Annotated in this window: 15 protein-coding genes; 5 read left to right on the forward strand and 10 right to left on the reverse strand. The window is 71.0% G+C overall.

From position 1 onward, the window contains the following. Window positions 1-54 precede the first annotated feature (54 nt). Window positions 55-966 carry a LysR family transcriptional regulator gene (locus ACYQPG_RS16535; RefSeq protein WP_419828387.1) on the forward strand — a complete coding sequence of 304 codons (912 nt, stop codon included), beginning with the start codon at window positions 55-57 and terminating at the stop codon, window positions 964-966. 39 nt (window positions 967-1,005) lie between these two features. Here ACYQPG_RS16535 and ACYQPG_RS16540 read toward each other — a convergent pair whose 3' ends face one another. Then, window positions 1,006-1,869 (reverse strand): SGNH/GDSL hydrolase family protein, encoded by an 864-nt coding sequence (locus ACYQPG_RS16540; protein WP_461231274.1) that lies wholly within the window; start codon window positions 1,867-1,869, stop codon window positions 1,006-1,008. Window positions 1,870-2,187: 318 nt separating this feature from the next. Here ACYQPG_RS16540 and ACYQPG_RS16545 point away from each other — a divergent pair, with 318 nt between their 5' ends. After that, on the forward strand, window positions 2,188-2,952 hold the full coding sequence (locus ACYQPG_RS16545; RefSeq protein WP_419828388.1) for a 3-hydroxyacyl-CoA dehydrogenase: 765 nt from the start codon (window positions 2,188-2,190) through the stop codon (window positions 2,950-2,952). 59 nt (window positions 2,953-3,011) lie between these two features. On the opposite strand, the gene ACYQPG_RS16550 is transcribed toward ACYQPG_RS16545, so the two are convergent. Next, the gene (locus ACYQPG_RS16550; RefSeq protein ID WP_147856313.1) at window positions 3,012-3,260 is read right to left on the reverse strand and encodes a hypothetical protein; all 249 of its coding nucleotides are present in this window, start codon (window positions 3,258-3,260) and stop codon (window positions 3,012-3,014) included. Between the two features lie 107 nt (window positions 3,261-3,367). After that, window positions 3,368-4,606, reverse strand: a complete 1,239-nt coding sequence (locus ACYQPG_RS16555; RefSeq protein ID WP_210248961.1) for a pyridoxal-phosphate-dependent aminotransferase family protein — start codon at window positions 4,604-4,606, stop codon at window positions 3,368-3,370. 219 nt (window positions 4,607-4,825) lie between these two features. On the opposite strand from ACYQPG_RS16555, the gene ACYQPG_RS16560 reads away from it, so the two are divergent. Continuing rightward, window positions 4,826-5,395 (forward strand): PepSY domain-containing protein, encoded by a 570-nt coding sequence (locus ACYQPG_RS16560; RefSeq protein WP_147909427.1) that lies wholly within the window; start codon window positions 4,826-4,828, stop codon window positions 5,393-5,395. Window positions 5,396-5,539: 144 nt separating this feature from the next. Further along, window positions 5,540-7,813 (forward strand): xanthine dehydrogenase family protein molybdopterin-binding subunit, encoded by a 2,274-nt coding sequence (locus ACYQPG_RS16565; RefSeq protein WP_419828389.1) that lies wholly within the window; start codon window positions 5,540-5,542, stop codon window positions 7,811-7,813. A gap of 31 nt (window positions 7,814-7,844) precedes the next feature. Here the strand turns inward: ACYQPG_RS16565 and ACYQPG_RS16570 are convergent, their stop codons facing one another. The 7 genes from ACYQPG_RS16570 to ACYQPG_RS16600 form a co-directional block, all read right to left on the reverse strand. Then, window positions 7,845-8,969, reverse strand: a complete 1,125-nt coding sequence (locus tag ACYQPG_RS16570) for an aldo/keto reductase (RefSeq protein ID WP_147941013.1) — start codon at window positions 8,967-8,969, stop codon at window positions 7,845-7,847. 55 nt (window positions 8,970-9,024) lie between these two features. Further along, window positions 9,025-9,705, reverse strand: coding sequence for a nickel pincer cofactor biosynthesis protein LarB (larB, locus tag ACYQPG_RS16575; RefSeq protein WP_147909424.1), 681 nt, complete (start codon window positions 9,703-9,705; stop codon window positions 9,025-9,027). Continuing rightward, on the reverse strand, window positions 9,702-10,517 hold the full coding sequence (gene larE / locus ACYQPG_RS16580) for an ATP-dependent sacrificial sulfur transferase LarE (RefSeq protein ID WP_419828390.1): 816 nt from the start codon (window positions 10,515-10,517) through the stop codon (window positions 9,702-9,704). Before larE ends, larB begins: the two co-directional genes overlap by 4 nt. Continuing rightward, entirely contained in the window at window positions 10,514-11,821 is a 1,308-nt protein-coding gene (larC, locus tag ACYQPG_RS16585; RefSeq protein ID WP_419828391.1) for a nickel pincer cofactor biosynthesis protein LarC, read from the reverse strand. The genes larE and larC overlap by 4 nt, the downstream gene beginning before the upstream one ends. Window positions 11,822-12,064: 243 nt before the next feature. Beyond that, window positions 12,065-12,655, reverse strand: coding sequence for an acyltransferase (locus ACYQPG_RS16590; RefSeq protein WP_281408705.1), 591 nt, complete (start codon window positions 12,653-12,655; stop codon window positions 12,065-12,067). Window positions 12,656-12,803: 148 nt separating this feature from the next. Further along, window positions 12,804-13,514 carry a Crp/Fnr family transcriptional regulator gene (locus ACYQPG_RS16595; RefSeq protein ID WP_147909421.1) on the reverse strand — a complete coding sequence of 237 codons (711 nt, stop codon included), beginning with the start codon at window positions 13,512-13,514 and terminating at the stop codon, window positions 12,804-12,806. A gap of 311 nt (window positions 13,515-13,825) precedes the next feature. Next, a complete protein-coding gene (locus tag ACYQPG_RS16600; protein WP_461231275.1) occupies window positions 13,826-15,013 on the reverse strand; it encodes a YihY/virulence factor BrkB family protein in 1,188 nt (395 codons plus the stop codon). A gap of 266 nt (window positions 15,014-15,279) precedes the next feature. Here ACYQPG_RS16600 and ACYQPG_RS16605 point away from each other — a divergent pair, with 266 nt between their 5' ends. Beyond that, on the forward strand, window positions 15,280-16,041 hold the full coding sequence (locus ACYQPG_RS16605; protein WP_147909419.1) for a sigma-70 family RNA polymerase sigma factor: 762 nt from the start codon (window positions 15,280-15,282) through the stop codon (window positions 16,039-16,041). The last annotated feature ends 46 nt before the right edge of the window (window positions 16,042-16,087 follow it).

Genomic DNA, 16,087 nt, shown 5'->3' on the forward strand with positions numbered 1-16,087 from the left:
TAGTCTGTGGGAGAATTCGGTGTCTCTTCACGGGCCTCGTGCGAAACTTCACCGATGATCGATTGGCAGGATCTCCACCACTTCGCGGTGCTCGCCCGGACCGGCTCGCTCTCGGCTGCGGCGCGGGACCTCGGGGTCGATCACGCGACGATCGGCCGGCGGGTCGCGTCCCTGGAGGACGCCCTGGCGCTGCGGCTGGTGGAGCGCCTGCCGCGCCGGGTCGCGCTGACGCCGGAGGGGACCGCCATCGCGGCCCTGGCGGCGGAGATCGTCCGAACCGTACAGGCGATCGAGCGCCGCGCCCTTGGCTACGCGGCGGCACCGGTCGCCACGGTCCGGATCAGCGCTCCGCCGGCCGTGGCAGCCCGCCTCATCGCCCCGCAGGTCGCGCGTTTCCACCGGGCGCATCCCGGCATCACCCTGGTCCTGTCCGGTGCCGCCCGGACCGCCGCCCTCGACCGCGGAGAGGCGGAGATCGCCGTGCGTCTGACCCGCCCCGACGACCCGGATCTCCTGATCCGCCGCATCGGGGTGATGCGGTTCGCCCTCTACGCAAGCCCGGACCAGGCCGCGCGGCCGCCGGCGGATTGGACCTTCATCGGCTACGATTCCGCGCTGGACCACGTTCCCCAGCAGATCTGGCTGCGGACCCTGCTGGGGAGCCGTCCGATCGTATTCCAGGCCAGCGACCTGTTCGGCCAGCAGGAGGCGGCCCGGGCCGGCCTGGGCGCCGTCGTCCTGCCCCGTTTCCTGGGCGATGCCGACGGGGTCCTGGCCCGCCTGCCGGCCCAGCCGGAACCGCCGAACCGGGATGTCTGGCTTGCGATCTATCCCGACCTCACGCGCTCGCCCGTGATCCGCGCGGCGCTGGATTTTCTGGCTCGGGTGATCGGCCTGGGATGCCCGATTGCCGCACCGGCGGATCCGGGTCGCGCCGCCGCGCCTGAGAACGCGGTCTCGCCGTAGCCGAGCGGGGGTGATCGGGTCGAGGATTGGCGCGCAGCGTCATGGGCGCAGGCCCCAGGCCGCGGCGTGGAGCCCGCGCAGGCTGCCCGCCGGGACCGCGGCGCGCTTCCGGGGCGCGGGCGGGGCCGGGTCGAGCGCGACCAGGCGGATCACCTCGGCGGCCAGCCGGGTGTAGTCCGCCAGGTGTACGCCGTCCGGGTCGAGGCCCGTGCGGGCGAGACCCGTGCAGGCAAGACCCGTGCAGGCAAGACCCGTGCAGGCAAGACCCGTGCAGGCGAGACCCGTGCAGGCGAGACCCGTGCAGGCGAGACCCGTCCCGGCGCATCCCGGACCGCCGTCGCGCAAGCCCGCGAACGGGTCGAAGAAGCTGTGGCCGCCGGCCCGGCAGAGGCCTTCGAGGCGGTCCGAGAAGGCTGCGACTGCGGCGGGGTCCCGGCCGGCCGTCCAGGCGCCGATCGGCGGGACGGACGCGACGAAGACCTGGGCCGCCCAGGCGTCCAGAACCCGCAGGATGCGCCGGACCGCAGCCTCGAACCGGCGCTCCGTACCCACCCGCTCCGGATGCCGCCAGCGCATGATGTCATTGGTGCCGATGATCAGGATTGCGGCCGCGCAGCGGGCCGGGGCCCGGAGGCCCGCGAGGTACGTCGCGCAATCGGCCGCGGTGCTGCCGCCGAGGCCGAGATTGATGCTGGGCCGGCCACCGAAATCCGGATTCCCGAGGAACTCGGCATGCGAGTTCCCGACCAGCAGCACGCTCTCGGGAGTGGCTTTGCGGAGTGCCGCCTGCAGGGCCGGGCCGCGCTCGGCCAGACGATTGCGGACGATTCGCCCGTGCCGCCACTGCCGGGCGGAGGTCTCGATCCATGACTCGATCCGTGTCCCGATCCGTGGCGCGTGCATGGTGGTCCTGAGCAGGCATGAGGGATCGGCCGCCCGCGGGAGGGCCTGGGCACGGGGGACATATTGGATCGTATCGAGACCTAGTCTTCGGCCAAATTTTTCGTCTTAAGGCCGCAGAAACACTTCGTTACTTTCGATCATGCGCGCAAAAACAGAGTAGAGAACCGCGCTCTGACACCCGATGACCTTCATCTAAATATGTGGGAATTATTCACACGTCAATGGTGAAGCTGGTCCGGGGCGACGTCGTCGGGCCGGCCTTCCGGACTTCACGATCCCGCGCTACGCCGGGCCTCCGACACACCCGGGGGAGCCAGGATGATCAAGGATCGCGTCTACATCGTCACCGGTGCCGGCTCAGGGCTCGGCGCCGCCGTGGCGCGCAGCCTCGTCGCGGCCGGCGCCAGCGTCGTGGTGGCGGACATCGCCCGGGAGGCCGGGGCCGGGGTGGCGGCGGAGCTAGGCGCGCGGGCGCGCTTCGCGGCCACCGACGTCACCAGCGAGGCGGACGGGCAGGCGGCGGTCCAGGCGGCGCTGGACGCGTTCGGGCACCTGCACGGGCTCATCAACTGCGCCGGGATCGCACCGGGCGAGAAGGTGGTCGGCCGCGAAGGCCCGCACCGGCTGGACAGCTTCGCCCGGGCGGTGACGGTCAACCTGGTCGGCACATTCAACATGATCCGGCTGGCCTCCGCGGCGATCGCCCAGGAGGCGCCCGACGCGGAAGGCGCCCGCGGCGTCATCGTCAACACCGCCTCGGTCGCGGCGTTCGACGGCCAGATCGGACAGGCGGCCTATGCGGCCTCGAAGGGCGGCGTCGTCGCGATGACCCTGCCGATCGCCCGGGAGTTGGCCCGGCATGGCATCCGGGTCGTCACCATCGCGCCGGGGATCTTCGAGACGCCCATGATGGCGGGGATGCCGCAGGAGGTGCAGGACGCCCTCGGCCAGAGCGTGCCGTTCCCGCCCCGGCTCGGCCGCCCGTCGGAATATGCCGACCTCGTCCGGCACATCTGCGAGAACCCGATGCTCAACGGCGAGACGATCCGCCTGGACGGGGCGCTGCGGATGCCGCCCCGCTGAGAGGACACGGGCGCATCGCCTCATCCCGGACGCCGGCAACCCCCATCCGGAGCGCGACTCTAACCGATCGAGACGCTGGTCAGGAGTTCGGCGGCCCGGCGCACCTCGGTGACGATCAGTTCCTCGCTCGGCCCCTCGATCGGCATGTCGGACAGGATCGCGGCGACGTCGCGCTTCACGTCCTCGCGGATCTCCGGGTTCTCCTCGGACAGGCGCCCGATCAGGACGCCCAGGACGATCTCCAGCGCGGAGAGCTTCGCGTGCACGCGGGTGAAGTCGTCCAGCGGTTCCGGCTCGTTCGCGTTCATGAGGTGCTCCCGGTGTCGAGGCACCGCACCGTCCGGATGGCGGGCGACGCCTCGGGCCAGCCATACGCTCCCGCGGCCCGCCGGGTCGATCCCGGGACGCGCCGCGATCAGGCGGCCGGGCTCTCGTTCCAGGCGGCCAGGGCCGCCGCGACGCCGGCGCCCGGCGGAACGGTGAAGCCTTCCGCCCGCAGGACAGCCTCCAGGGCACCCAGGGTGATCAGCACCTTGTGCTTGCGGGCGTTGTAGCCCATCGCGCCGATCCGCCAGACCTTGCCGGCCAGGGGCCCGAAGGCGGTGCCGATCTCGATCTCGAAATCCTCCCGCATCCGGCGCCGCACCGCCTCGCCGTCGATCCCGTCCGGGATGTACAGCGCGGTGACGTTGGTCATCCGGTACCGGTCGTCGCCGAACACGGTGAGCCCCATCGCCCGGATGCCGGCCGCGACCGCGCGACCGGCGGCCGCGTGCCGGCGATAGCAGGCCGCCAGACCCTCGCCGAGCAGGACCCGGGCGCATTCGCGCGCGCCGTACAGCATGGTGGTCGCCTCGGTGTGGTGGTTGAGGCGCTTCTCGGACCAGTAATCCATGATCATGGCGAGGTCGAAGTAGTTCGAGCCGATCCGCACGCCTAAGCCGTCGTCGATGTCGTCCCGGCGGATGCCGTGCTCGACGTGGCGCCGGGAGAAGATCCGCTCGGCCGCCGCCGGCGAGACGGTGATGGGCGACGAGCCCGACGGGCCGCCGAGGCATTTCTGCAGGCCGCCGGTCACCACGTCGATGCCCCAACGGTCGGCGGCGATCTCCATGCCCCCGATGGTCGCGGTGGCGTCGACGTACGAGAGGGCGCCGGCCCGGCGGCAGAGGTCGCCGAGCCCGTCGAGGGGCTGGGCCATGGTGGTCGAGGTGTCGCCATGCACAGTCGCCACGACCTTCGGGCCGAAGCGCTCAACCGCGGCGGCGATCGCCTCCAGGGGCACGACCTCGCCCCAGGGCGCATCCACGGTCTCGACCACGGCGCCGACCCGCTCCAGGATCTCGGTGAGCAGCAGGCCGAACCGGCCGAAATTGACCACCAGCACCCGCTCGCCGGGGGCGACCAGGCTCACCAGGGCGGCCTCGATCCCGGCCCGCGCCGTGCCGTCGACCAGGAAGGTCCAGCGGTTCTCGGTGCCGAAGACCGGGCGATAGAGCGCCATCACCTCGTTCATGTAGGCGGTCATCTCGGGGTCGAACTGCCCGAGCAGGTCGGCCGACATGGCGCGCAGTACGCGCGGATGGGCATTGACGGGGCCCGGCCCCATCAGGAGCCGCTGGGGCGGGTCGATCTCGCCGATCTGCTCAAGCACGGGCTGGCTTCCTTCGCTGTCGCGCATTCCGGGCGGGCCGACGCAATCCTTCGGCCAGCCGCCTCCGCCCTGTCGCCTCCGACCCTGCAGCGGTCGAGAGTGGTGCTAGGGACCCGCGGCGCTTCGATCAAGCCAAGCGTTTTTCCTCAGGGCCGGAAACCCCATCCGGGCCGCGGCGTTTCACGGTCCCGAGACAGAACCCGCAAAGGGAAACACGCCATGATCAACCGCCTCGCCACCGCGGCCGGCCTGCTCGCGCTCTCGACGAGCTTCGCGCTGGCCCAGACCGCAACGCCCGCGCCGGCTCAGCCGGCGACCCAGACCGACAGCAGCATGAAGGAGTGGCAAGTCGCCAAGGTCGCCAAGGTCGGCCTCGCCCAGGCCCTGACGACCGCCCAGGCGCAGGGCGACGAGAAGGGCGGCCGCGCCATCGACGCCGATTTCGAGAAGGCCGACAGCAAGAACCCGGCGCACTACGCCATCAAGGTCGTCTACCCGAGCGGCAAGCTGGTGGAATACGGCATCAACGCCGATACCGGCGCCCTGTACAAGACCGAGAACCAGCCGATCGAGCGCTACTTCACCCGGCTGAAGCCCGCCGACTTCCAGAACGCCAAGACCCCGTTGAAGGACGCGCTCTCCATCGCCGAGCAGAAGGCCGGCGGCGGCAAGGCCTACGAGGCCGAGGTCGAGAAGGACGGCTCGACGGTCCAGTACGAGATCAAGGTGGCTGGCGCCGACAAGGAGCAGACGGTGAAGGTCGGCCCGGACGGCAAGGTGGTCGACTGATCCCGTAGGGGTGCCATCCGAAGCGGCGGGGCCGCTCCAAGACCGCCCCGCCGCTGCACGGTGTCGCCCCGCCGCCCGGTCGCGGAGCCGGGCGGCCGCTTCGGCGATTGCTCCCGGGTGAGACTGCGGACCGGGAGCGCGAACATGGAATCAGGCACGCAAGACTCCCGAAAAATCCTCGGAAAGGCCCATACCCGGGTCGAGGGGGCCGACAAGGTCACCGGCCGGGCGCTCTACGCTTCCGACCGGCCCGGCCCGGAGGCGACCGCCCACGCCGCCCTGGTCACCAGCACCATCGCCCGGGGTCGGATCATCGGGTTCGATCTCGCCGCAGCCGAGCGGGTGCCGGGGGTGCTGGCGATCTTCACCCACCAAACGTTTGCCGGGGCGGTGGCGCCGGTGAAGCACCTGATGGCCGGCGGCTACGCCAACAGTTCGCACCGGCCCCTCGACTCCGATGCGGTGGCGTATGCCGGCCAGATCGTCGCGTTGGTAGTGGCCGAGACCCAGGAGGCGGCCGAGGAGGCGGCCGGCGCGGTTCGGGTCTCCTACGCGGAGGAGCCGGCCTCCGGCGGCTTCGACGCCCCCGGGGCCGAGACGGTCCGGCTCGCGGACCTCAAGGCCCAGCACGCCGACATCGCCCGGGGCGACGCCGAGGCCGGGATGCGGGAGGCCGCGATCCGGGTCGAGGCGCGCTACGAGACCCCGATCCAGCACCACAACCCGATCGAGCTGTTCACCACCCGGGCGGCCTGGGACGGCGACCGCCTCACGGTGCACGAGCCGACCCGCTACGTCGGCGCCGTGCAGCACGGGCTCGCCGCGCAGCTCGGCCTCGATCCCGCACAGGTGCGGGTGGTGTCGGGGCTGATCGGCGGCCATTTCGGCTCGAAGTTCGCGCTGTCGCAGCACACGGCCCTGGTCGCCCTGGCGGCCCGCCGCATCGGCCGGCCGGTGTCGCTGGTGCCGACCCGGCGGCAATGCTTCACCATCGCCAATTACCGGCCGGAATCGCGCCATGCCATCCGGCTCGGCGCCGACCGGACAGGGCGGTTCACCGCCCTGGTGCACGAGGCCGAGACCGTGACCTCGCGGTTCGATCCGTTCGTCATGGAGGGGGCCGAGGTGACCGCGGGCCTCTACGCCTGCCCGAACATCCGGACCGAGGAGCGGGCCGTGCGGGTCGACCGCAACACCCCCGGGCCGATGCGGGCGCCCCCGGAGGTGCCGTTCCTGTTCGCCCTGGAAAGCGCCGTCGACGAGGTGGCGGTGGCCCTCGGAATGGATCCGATCGCCCTGCGTCGGATCAACGACACCGCGGTGGATCCCGTCTCCGGCAAGCCGTTCTCGACGCGGCCGCTGATGGCCTGCTTCGATGCCGGGGCGCGGGCCTTCGGCTGGTCGCGCCGGGATCCGCGCCCCGGGGCAATGCGCGACGGCCCCTGGCGGGTGGGCCTGGGCTGCGCGGCCTCGGTGCGGCCGGTGAAGATCGCCGCCGCGACCCTGCGGGTGCGGCTCGCTCCGGACGGCAGCGCGGAAGTCGCCTGCGCGCATCACGAGATCGGCAACGGCATCACCACGCTGCTCGCCATGGGCGCGGCCGAGGGCCTCGGCATTCCGGTGGAGCGGGTCGCGGTCCGGCTCGGCGACACGGCGCTGCCGGCGGCCGGCATCTCCGGCGGATCGAGCACGACGACCAGCCTGATGAACGCCCTCGCGCTCGGCTGCGGTCAGATCCGCGAGGCCCTGGCGCAGGCCGCGACGGGGCAGGGCGGTCGCCTAGCCGGCCGGGATCCGGGCACCTTGCGCCTCGCGAGCGGGCGGCTCGCGGCCCCGGACGGGAGCGGAATCGCGCTGGCCGAGGCGGTCGGCCCCGAGGGCGTCGAGACGCTCGCCGCGTTCGTACCCGCGGGCGCCGACCGGGAGAAGGCGCTGGCGGCCCTGCGGCAGGGTCATATCGGGCTGACCCTCGGCGGGGGCGGGCACGCCGTGTCCTGGGGTTTCGGCGCGCAGTTCGCGGAGGTCCACGTCCACGCCGAGACCGGCGAGATCCGGGTGCCCCGCCTCACCGGCGCCTTCGCGGCGGGACGGATCCTCAACCCGCTGACCGCCCGGAGCCAGCTCATGGGCGGGATGATCTGGGGCCTCGGCTCGGCGCTCCTGGAGGAGACGGTTCTGGACGGCGCCGCCTATCGCAACCCGGATCTCGCCGAGTACCTCGTCCCGACCTCGGCCGACGCCCCGGCGGTCGAGGCGGTGCTGGTGCCGGACCCCGACGATCAGGTCGACGCCCTCGGGCTGAAGGGGCTTGGCGAACTCGGCATCATCGGGGTCAACGCAGCCATCGCCAACGCCGTCCACCACGCCACCGGGCGCCGGATCCGCAAGCTGCCGATCCGACTGGAGGATGTGGCGTAAGGCGACGCACGGCGTGTCCCTCGGGGAGCGGCTACTCCATCGTCGGCGCCAGCTTCTTCACGCTCTGCACGTCCTCGCCCAGCCAGGCGGCGTTCTTGGCGGTGCCGTCGAAGGTCGCGCTCGTCTTGAACAGCTCGTACTTGCCCTCCAGCGCGTAGGGCTTGGAGCGCGACAGCAGTTCGGCCACCGTGGCCTTGTCCATCGGCTTGAACGTCTTCACCGCCTCGAACGCCTGATCGAGGTCGCGCTGGTTCTGGATGCCGGTGATCACCACCGAGACCGGCAGGTTCAGCGAGAAGTGCAGGTATTCCAGCGGCTTGATCGGCGCGTCGGCCTTCAGGATCACCCCGTCGCCGAAGGTCTTCATGGCGAGCGGCGCGATGCCCTCGGCCACGAGGTGCGGCAGCACGAGATGGCCGAACGAGCGGAAATGCGCATCCATCACGTTGAGCGGCATCTGGCAGGAATCGAAGTGGAAGCCGCGCTCCTGCGCCACCGCCAGCATCTGCAGGTGGATGCGCGGGTCCTTGTGGCCGGTGAAGCCGATGTAGCGCAGCTTGCCCTGCTTCTTGGCCTCCAGGAATCCCTCCATGGCCCCGCCTTCGGCGAAGACGCGGTCGGGATCGTCGTAGCGCAGGATCTCGTGGTGCTGGACGAGGTCGATCCGGTCGGTGCGCAGGCGCAGGAGCGACTGGTCGATCTGCTTGAGCGCCTCCTCCTTGGTCCGCCCGTCCATCTTGGACATCAGGAAGACCTTGTCGCGGTAGCCGCCCTCGGCCAGGGCCGCGCCCATGCGCAGTTCGGAGCGGCCGTCGTTGTAGTCCCAGCAATTGTCCATGAAGGTGATGCCGCGATCGACGCCTTCGTGGATCAGCCGCGTCGCCTCGGCATCCGTCACCGCGCTCTTGCCGAGGTGGAACCCGCCCATCCCGATCGCGGAGATCTTTTCGGACGTCCGCCCGAACGGGCGGTAGAGCATCTCGCCCCGGAGTTCGCCGGGATCGGTGACCAGCGGCAGGTCGGCCGGGTCCTGCGGCCGGGTGTTCGGCAGCGGCGGGACGCTCACGGCCGCACCCGCGCTGCCGGCGCCGGCGAGACCGGTGCCCGTAAGCCCCGCGCCGAGCACGGCGCCCTGGATGAAGCTGCGGCGTTCCATCGGATATCTCCGTTCGGGAAGGTGTCTGGTTCGGACGGTAACGGGTGGCGGGACATCATCGTTCGGCCTCCTGGGCGAGGCGGCTCGCCGCGTTGAGCAGGCGCAGGGCCGCGCAGGCGGCCCCGTAGCCGTTGTCGATATTGACCACCACGATCCCGGGGGCGCAGCTCGCCAGCACCGCGTCCAGGGCTGTGCGCCCCCCTGCGGCGACGCCGTAGCCCACGGAGGTCGGGACCGCGATCACCGCCCCGGCGACGAGGCCGCCGACCACGCTCGGCAGCGCCGCATCCATGCCGGCCGCGACGATCACCACCGGATGCGCCCGGATCTCCTCCAGACGCGTGGTCAGCCGCCACAGGCCGGCGACACCGACATCGGCGAACAGCGTCGCGGATCGTCCGGCATAGCCGAGCGTCCGTAAGGCTTCCCGGGCGACCGGGACGTCCGAGGTGCCGGCCGCGACCACGGCCACCCGGGCCGGACCGGCAACCGGCGGGCCCTGCCCGAACACCGCCGTGCGCGAGACCGGACAGTAATCGAGCCGCGCCGCGTGCCCGAGCCGGGAGAACTTCTCCGGGTCGAGCCGGGTCAGGAGCAGCGAGGCACCCCGCTCGCGTGCGGCCGCCAGGATCGCGTCGATCTGCTCGGGGCTCTTGCCGGCGCAGAAGATGGCCTCCTCCAGGCCGATCCGCTCGGGCCGGGCGAAGTCGAGGGTGAATTCGTCCGCCACGCTCATGCGGGGAATGCTCCGGTCAGGAAGGCGCTGCCGACCCGGTAGGGTGCGAACCGGACGGCGCCTGAGAGGCGCGGCGGCGCGATCTTCCGGATGCCGGATCCCAGGGCGGCGCGGCGCTCCGCGTCGAGGGCGGCGAGGCTGCCGGGGTCGAGCTCCACGACCACGCCCTCGGCGCGCACCCGGCAGCGAACCGCCCGCTTGGGGCCCGCCCCGGCATCGAGGGCGCCGCCGACCAGACGCTCGACCGCGTGGATGAAGGCCAAGGTCTCCGGCTCGATCGGGATGCCGGTCTCGACCCGGCTCGACAGGCAAGGCGCGGCCGGCAACTCGGCCACCGCGCCGAGACCGAGGTCGCGGGCCAGCGCCCGCACGGCCGCCTTGTCGAACCCGGCCTCGACATAGGGGTGGCGCACCGCATGCTCCCGGGCGGCGTCGAGGCCGGGTCGGTACTCGCCGAGGTCGTCGCGATTGGCACCCGACAGGATCTGCCGGTCGGTGACGTGCCGGACCGCGCCGTACAGATTGGTCTTGCAGAAGAAGCAGCGGTTCACGGGATTGGCCCGGTAGGCCGGGTCGGCGAACTCGCCGGCCTCGATCACCCGCAGGTCCCAGCCCTCTCGGGCGGCCTCGGCCCGGACCCGCGCGGTCGCCTCCCCGGGCACGGCCGGGGAGACCGCGTGGACCACGAGGGTCGCGGCCGGTGCCAGCCGGTGGGCGAGGGTGGCCAGCGTCAGGCTGTCGACCCCGCCGCTCACCGCCACCGCGACGGGACCGAGCCCCGCCAGCACGGCTTCGAGATGCGCGCGCGTCACCGCTCCTCCTTCGTGGTCTCTCGCAGGGCGAGGCGCTCGGCCTCGCGGCGCACGTGCGCCCGGGCAGTGTGGTCTCCCTGGCCCAGCGTATCGTCGGCCTCGGCCTTGGCGGTGCGCCCGCCCGGCCGGTCGACCACCTTCACCCGCACCGGCCGGCCCTCCGGCGCGACCGTGACGGCCTCCCGGCCGAGCACCGCGCGCGCGACCCGGTGGTGGCGCAGCCCGATCGTGGTGGTCTCGCGGAAGCAGGCCGCGATCGCCGCCTCCAGGTTCTCGGGCTGCACCAGGGCCTGGATATGGGCCATCATCCGGCCCTTCTTGCCCAGCACCGGCATCTGCACGACGTCGCGCATGCCGGGCTCCGCGCGCAGGCGGTCGAGGCCCATTGCCAAATCCTCCCCCGACTGGTCGTCGATCTCGAACGCGATCACCACCAGGTCGTCCCGGCCGGGATGAGCGGCGGGCGCCTCCTCCAGCACGAGGGCGCGCAGGCAATTGCTCAGGCCCGGCAGGACCCTCGTGCCGAAACCGATCCCGCTGGGCCCGAGCGTGCCGGCGGGCCGGCCGCGCCCGGGCGCCTCACCGCAGAGATGGCGCAGGATCGCCGCGCCGGTGGGGGTCACGCGCTCCCCCGGGATCCCATCGTCGAGGGTCGGAAAGCCTTCGAGCAGGAGCGTGGTGGCGGGGGCCGGCACCGGCAGGGGGCCGTGCTGGGTCCGGACCCGGCCCGAGCCCAGCGGCAGGGCCGAGACGCTCCAGTTGCGCACCTCGAGGGCGGCGATCAGGTGGGCGGCGGCGACGATGTCGGCGATCGAATCGAAGGCGCCGACCTCGTGGAACGCCACCGCGTCGACCGCGATGCCGTGGACCCGGGCTTCGGCCTCGGCGAGGTGCCCGAAGATCGCCAGCGCATGCGCCCGGACGGCCGGCGCAAGGTTCGCCCGGTCGAGATCCCCGCGGATCTCGGACCAGGGCCGGTGGCCGTGATGCGGCAGGTGGTCCGCGTGCCCGTGCGTCGGGTCGTGGGCGTGATCGTGCGTGGCATGGTGATCGTGGCGGTCCGGATGGGCCGAGTGGCCGCCGTGCCGATGCGGCGCAGGCATCTCAGCCTCGGGGGCCGAGACCGCGAAGCGCAGGCCCCGCAGGATGCCGTCGTTGTGCTGCGACGTGGTGCAGGCGATGCGCGGATCGACGGCCCGCACGCTGGCGCGCACGCCCTCGAGATGCTCGGGAAAAGCATCCAGCAACGCGGCGGCGAACATGTCGCCGGCGACGCCGCCGAGTGCGTCGAGATGGATGTGCATGGTCTGTCGGTCGGCTCGAACCGGTTGCCTGATGCGGTTCAGATCGGCCGCCGCCGGCCGAAGGCAAGGGACGCGGACCCATCGCGGCGACGCGGCGTATCGCCGTCGGTCCGGGCGGAGCCGTCGTCCGTCAGCGCGGCGGCTCCGGATTACGCGCCGCGGAGCGGTTGGAGGGGCCCACCGAGGGTGAGCTCCGGCCGACGCGTCCTGTAGAACCGGGCCGCTGAGGCCTGACGATCCATCTCAGTTCGGGACCAGCCGCCTTATCGTCTTCGCGGGCACGCCACCGACCAAGACTCCCGCCTCGACATCCTTGGTCACGACAGATCCAGCCGCAACTATAGATTGTTCTCCGATCGTAACGCCGCACAAAATGATTGCCCCGGCTCCGATCCAGACACCGTCATGCACGATGATGTCTTTGTGGAATGTCTGACGCGTTATGCTTGTTCTATCGTGGAACGCGTCGATGACGAGATCATGCGTCGATGTTTCGAAGCTTACCCTGGAACCGACCATGCATCGATTACCGATCTCGATCCGCGCGCTCCGGCAGGCAAATCGGACATCGGAATTGATGAATGTTTGATACCCAATCGTAAGACCTCTTATAGCCTCGTCGTTGAGACTTTGTTCAAAAATGATGGGACTGGAAATATGTGATTTTGCTCCGATTCGGACGCCAATATTGCGCAACAGCGCTCGCCGCGCGCCGTTGAGCCCGTAGAAATTCGGAATCCGGTTATATACGATTAGTATAAAATAACTATATAACCGCAATAAGTAGAGCACACTCAATTCAATCGCCCATATATATCCGCCGATTGACGGCATTTGGTTAAATACTATCCTGAAAATCAATCTTTGAGCAAGCGTATCCCGCCATGGCTCAGGCGCGGATCCCGGCAGCCGCCGCGTCCGAGCGCATGTTACAGCCGCCGGCGGGGGTCCGGGCCGGTACGCCGGTCTCATGCCAGGTGTCTCAGGCCAGATGCAGGTAGGCTGGGTCGAACAGGCCGCGCTCCATCAACCCGTCAAGGTCGTGGATCGTCAGGCGCCGGCCCCGCAGAGCGATGAGGCCGCCGGTGCGCAGCGCCTTCAGGGTACGGTTGATATGCACGCTGGTCTGGCCGAGGGCGTCGGCGAGGTCGGGTTGGGTGATCGGCATCGGGATCGTGTTTCCCTCGGCGAGGCCGACCCGGGCGAGCCGCAGGTACAGCTCGCAGAACAGGTGCGCGAGGCGCTCGATCGCCGAACGGCGCCCGACGCTGGCGATCCACTCGCGCTGGAGCGCCGTGGTGTCGCGCATCTCGCGCCACAGGCACTCCTCCACCGCCGGCCGGGTCCGGATCGCCTCGCCGATCTGGTCCGGCGCGATCCGGGCGACCGTGACCGGCGTGATCGCCCCGATGGCGTGGTCAAGGCGAGGCCAGCGGGCCGGGGAGGGGTCGCACAGGTCGCCCGGCAGGAGCAGCGAGACGATCGCTCGCCGACCGTCCGGAAACTGCTTGTAGCGGCAGGCCCAGCCGTCGAGGATCAGGTGGGTGTGGTGCGGGTCTTCGTGCTGCCCGACGATGTCCTGACGCGGCGCGACGGGGCGGATATGCTGTCGGGCGAGGCCGTCGAGGGCGGCGCGGTCCTCGGGCCCGAGCCGGACGTGCCGCTCCATCTTCCGCACGAACGGGTTGTTCACGGCGGCCTCCGGTCAGCGGCCGCAATGCCGATGCGGTTCCGAACCGTCCGTCCATCCGTAGCTGGATCGTCCCGCCCGCGGCCGGCACGCGGCGGGTGGGCGGGCGTGGAAAGAGGGATCCGAGCAGTCGCGGCGCGCCCCAAACCACGCGACGACGCTGCCGATGGATGCCCACCGCACGAAGACGACTGTTGTCACAGGTATATTGCGGCCCGAGCGTCGAAGTCTGGTTGCAGGCGACGGCTTATGCCGCGACCGGGCGTGCCCGCGCTAACCTGTGTTAACCACCGCTGAGCCCTTTGGCCGCCCCGTCACGCGGCGGCGGCTCCCACGGAATCGGCCATCTGGGCGCGTCGCGTGCCCAGGGGCTGCGGCTCACCCACGGTGGTGTCCTCGGCGGTCTGATGCTCGATCTCGGCGTTCAGCTGGGCACCGGCGAGCACGATCATGGTCGAGATCCAGATCCAGGTCATGAAGCCGATGGCCGCGCCGAGGGAGCCGTAGGTCTTGTTGTAGCTGCCGAAATGGGCGACGTACCAGGAGAACAGCAGCGACGCGACGAGCCACAGCAGGGCCGCCGCGGCGCCCCCGGGGGTGACCCAGCGCCAGCGCGGCGCGTCCCGGCTCGGACCGTAGCGGTAGAGCAGGGCGAGCCCGAGCAGGACTGCCACGAGCAGCGCCGGCCAGCGCAGCAGGGTCAGCCACCAGGCATCGGTCCCGAGCCCGACATAGGTCAGCACCACCGGCAGCACCACGACCGCGGCCAGAGCCAGGATCAGGAACGCCAGCGCCCCCGCGGTGAAGCCGAGGGAGACGACGTTGAGCAGGACGAAATTGCGCTTCTCGCGCTCGTTGTAGACGATGTTGAGGGCGTCGAAGACGTGCTTCACGCCGCCGTTGGCGCTCCAGACCGACAGGACGATGCTGACGACCAGGCTCAGGCCCAGCGCGGTGTTGCCCTTCTCGTTCAGACGCTTGACTTGGTCGCCGATGATCTCAAGGGCGCCCTGGGGCAGGACGCCCTGAAGGCTGGCGAGTTGGTCGTTGATGGTCGAGGCGTCGGCCACGAGGCCGTAGCAGGAGACCAGCGCGGCGACGGCCGGGAAGATCGCCAGCAGGGTGAAGAAGGTGACGCCGGCCGCGATCAGCGACAGGCGGTTCTCGCCGATGTCCCGGTAGGTGCGCAGCGCGATGTCCTTCCAGCCCTTGGCGGGAATTTCGGCCGGATGGCTGGCGCCCCGCCCGCGATCGGCCTGGCGGCTCGCGACCGCCCGGGCCTCGCCGCCCTCGTGCGCGGGCGCGGGTTCCGAGGAGCCCGCGAAGGCGGACCGGCGGCCCGGCTCCGCGCCGGCCGGGGCGGAGGCAGGAACCGGGGCGGCAGACCGCCGCGGGAACGCAACCAGGCCGACGAGCGCGGTGGCCAGCGCCAGGGTCCAGACCGTCGAGGCGTGCCCCCCGGTGTCGCGGGGCACGGTGCGATCGGGATCGGGGGAAGCCATCGACACGCCTCGCTACGGGTTCAGGAACCAAGTCCGGTCGGCCTCCGGAAGGAGACGGATCCGACAGGGAACGCCGTTGCGAGCCCGCCGGTTCGCGGGTCCGTTCGTCTTCGGCCCCGACACCTCGGCCCGTCACGCTTGCTTGTATTGGTTCGTCTCAGTGTCGCGGCAACACGGTCTAAACCCATGTTGGCGCGAGAGCCGCGTGGGCGCGCCACAAGCGAATGCGACGGGCGCGATAGGCCCGCCGTCGATGCCCGGACCTGATGCCAGACACCGAAGGCCACACCCTGCCCGATCCGGCCCGCGACATCCGGCATGGCCTGCCGGACGCGATCCGCATCCACCTCGGGACGCTGCTCGGCCTGACCTACGACGCGGTCGGCCCGACTCCGGCGGCCGCCTCGGATCGCTTTGCCGACCTGTTGGCGCGCCTGGACGCCGCGCTCGCCAAGGACCAGGCCTCAGAGCCGGTCTCGGGGGAGGTCGAACGGGAGGCCGACTTCCGCGCCGGCCTGCTGAAGGTGGTGCCGGCCCTACACCGCTTCGCCGTCTCGTTGACCCGAGACCCCGCCGCGGCCGATGACCTCGTGCAGGACACGCTGCTGCGGGGCTGGCGCGGACGAGCCGGCTTCACCCCCGGGTCCAACCTGGAGGCTTGGCTTTTCACGATCCTGCGCAACGTGTTCTACAGCCAGCACCGCAAGCAGGGTCGCGAGGTCGCGGACACCGACGGCAGCTACGCTGAGCGGTTGACCAGTGTGCCGGAGCAGGGCGGCCATCTCGACCTGCAGGACGTGCGCGCCGCCCTCGACCGGCTCGCCCCGGTGATGCGCGAGGCACTGGTCCTCGTGGCGATCGAGAACCTCAGCTACGAGGAAGCCGCAGCCGTCATGCAGTGTCAGATCGGCACCGTGAAGAGCCGGGTGTGGCGTGCCCGCGAGCAGCTCGCCCGCATGCTGGGCTACACCGGTGCCGAGATCGGCAACGACGGGGTGATGCTGTCGGTGACCGGGACGTCGGCCTGACGCCGCAGCCACGCTCTCCACCGACGAATACCCATCTTCGTCACAT

This window comes from Methylobacterium sp. CM6246, from assembly GCF_054818005.1.

Coding starts and splice junctions, on each gene's coding strand:
- ACYQPG_RS16535 (WP_419828387.1), top strand. CDS start 55: ATGATCGATTGGCAGGATCTCCACCACTTCGCGGTGCTCGCCCGGACC.
- ACYQPG_RS16540 (WP_461231274.1), bottom strand. CDS start 1,869: ATGCACGCGCCACGGATCGGGACACGGATCGAGTCATGGATCGAGACC.
- ACYQPG_RS16545 (WP_419828388.1), top strand. CDS start 2,188: ATGATCAAGGATCGCGTCTACATCGTCACCGGTGCCGGCTCAGGGCTC.
- ACYQPG_RS16550 (WP_147856313.1), bottom strand. CDS start 3,260: ATGAACGCGAACGAGCCGGAACCGCTGGACGACTTCACCCGCGTGCAC.
- ACYQPG_RS16560 (WP_147909427.1), top strand. CDS start 4,826: ATGATCAACCGCCTCGCCACCGCGGCCGGCCTGCTCGCGCTCTCGACG.
- ACYQPG_RS16565 (WP_419828389.1), top strand. CDS start 5,540: ATGGAATCAGGCACGCAAGACTCCCGAAAAATCCTCGGAAAGGCCCAT.
- ACYQPG_RS16570 (WP_147941013.1), bottom strand. CDS start 8,969: ATGGAACGCCGCAGCTTCATCCAGGGCGCCGTGCTCGGCGCGGGGCTT.
- larB (WP_147909424.1), bottom strand. CDS start 9,705: ATGAGCGTGGCGGACGAATTCACCCTCGACTTCGCCCGGCCCGAGCGG.
- larC (WP_419828391.1), bottom strand. CDS start 11,821: ATGCACATCCATCTCGACGCACTCGGCGGCGTCGCCGGCGACATGTTC.
- ACYQPG_RS16590 (WP_281408705.1), bottom strand. CDS start 12,655: ATGCCGTCAATCGGCGGATATATATGGGCGATTGAATTGAGTGTGCTC.
- ACYQPG_RS16600 (WP_461231275.1), bottom strand. CDS start 15,013: ATGGCTTCCCCCGATCCCGATCGCACCGTGCCCCGCGACACCGGGGGG.
- ACYQPG_RS16605 (WP_147909419.1), top strand. CDS start 15,280: ATGCCAGACACCGAAGGCCACACCCTGCCCGATCCGGCCCGCGACATC.